At 72.6% G+C, this 1,745-nt stretch carries 1 protein-coding gene; it reads left to right on the top strand.

Annotated elements, in window-relative coordinates:
* Positions 1–1,745: condensation domain-containing protein (locus FHS37_RS38710; RefSeq protein WP_245005827.1), on the top strand; the 1,745-nt coding region annotated here is incomplete at both ends.

Here is a 1,745-nt window from a genome sequence, read left to right as displayed (position 1 = left end):
CGTACCCGTCCTCGGGACAGATCGGCTTCAACTACCTGGGCCGGTTCTCCGCCGCCGACATGCCCGAGCACCTGCGCGGACTCGGCTTCACCCAGCTCTTCGAGATGGCGGCCGAGCTGGACGCCGACATGCCCGCCATGTCCAGCCTGGAGATCAACTCCGCGGTCGTCGACACCGACACCGGGCCGTGCCTGGACGTCGCGGCCGGATACGCGCCCGGCCTGCTGGACCGCGCGGACGTCGAGGAGCTGATCGCCCTCTGGTGCGAGGCGCTCACCGCGCTCGCCCGGCACGCCGAGGCCCCCGGCGCGGGCGGCCGCACCCCCTCCGACCTGCCGCTGGTCGACGTCGCCCAGAGCGACATCGAACGCTGGGAGCAGCAGTACCCCGGCCTCTCCGACGTCTGGCCGCTGACCCCGCTGCAGTCCGGGCTGCTCTTCCAGTCGATGCTCAACGACGGCTCCTGGGACGCCTACCAGATGCAGATGGCGTTCCGCGTCGAGGGCGAGGTCGACCCGGACCGGATGCACACCGCCGCCCAGGCCCTCCTGGAGCGCCACGCCAACCTGCGCACCGCGTTCGTGCACGACTCCGCGGGCCGCCAGGTGCAGCTCGTCGTCGACGGCATCGACGTCCCCTGGCAGCAGACCGACCTCGGCCACCTGCCGGAGGACGAGCGCGAGGCCGCCTTCGAGGCCTTCCTCGCCGAGGACCACGCGCGGAGCTTCGACCCGGCCACCGCGCCGATGCTGCGGCTCACCCTGGTCCGGATGGCGCCCGCCCGCTCCGAGCTGGTGCTGACCGCCCACCACGCCCTGTTCGACGGCTGGTCCCTGCCGGTGATCATGTCCGATCTGCTGCGCCTGTACGGGTCGCGGGGCGACGCCTCGGTGCTGCCGAGGGTGCGCGGCTTCAAGGACTTCCTCGTCCACCTGTCCCGTCAGGACCACGAGGAGACCGCACGCGCCTGGGCCGAGGAGCTGGCCGGCGTCGACGAGCCGACCCTGCTGTTCCCCGGTGCCGCCTCCGCCGAGGAGGGCAGTTCGGGCATCGGGCACGTGGAGCTGCCGCTGGGCACCGAGGAGGTGCGCGGCCTGAACCGGCGCGCCTCCGAGCTGGGCGTCACCGTCAACACCCTGGTGCAGGGCGCCTGGGCGGTGCTGCTGGGGCAGCTGACCGGGCGGCGGGACGTGGTGTTCGGGGCGACCGTCTCCGGGCGGCCGCCGGCCGTCACCGACGTCGACTCCATGGTCGGCATGTTCATCAACACCCTGCCGGTACGCGTGGCCTGGTCGCCGTCGGACTCCCTGGCCGACGTGCTGCACCACCTGCAGCGGCGCCAGGCCGCGCTGCTCGACCACCACCACCACGGCCTGACCGAGATCCACCGGGCCACCGGACTGAAGACCCTCTTCGACACCCTGGTCGTCTTCGAGTCCTACCCGGTGGACCGCGACGAGCTGAACGACGCCAACACGGCGGCCGGGATCACCTTCACCGGCATCCGCCCCTCCACCGGCACCCACTACCCGCTGACCGTGATGGCGGACGCCGACCCGCACCTCAGGCTGAACCTCCAGTACCAGGAGCACGTCCTGGACCGGCCGACCGTGGAGGTCCTCGCCGGCCGCCTGACGCGCGTCCTGGCCCAGCTGGTCGCCGATCCGTCGGTGCCGGTGGGGCGGGTGGAGGTGCTGGAGCCGGCCGAGCGGGCGTTGCTGCTCGAGGAGTACAACGCCACGGCC

It is taken from the genome of Streptomyces griseomycini, assembly GCF_014203535.1.
Lineage (GTDB): Bacteria > Actinomycetota > Actinomycetes > Streptomycetales > Streptomycetaceae > Streptomyces > Streptomyces griseomycini.
This window is presented reverse-complemented; position numbering and strand designations above follow the sequence as displayed.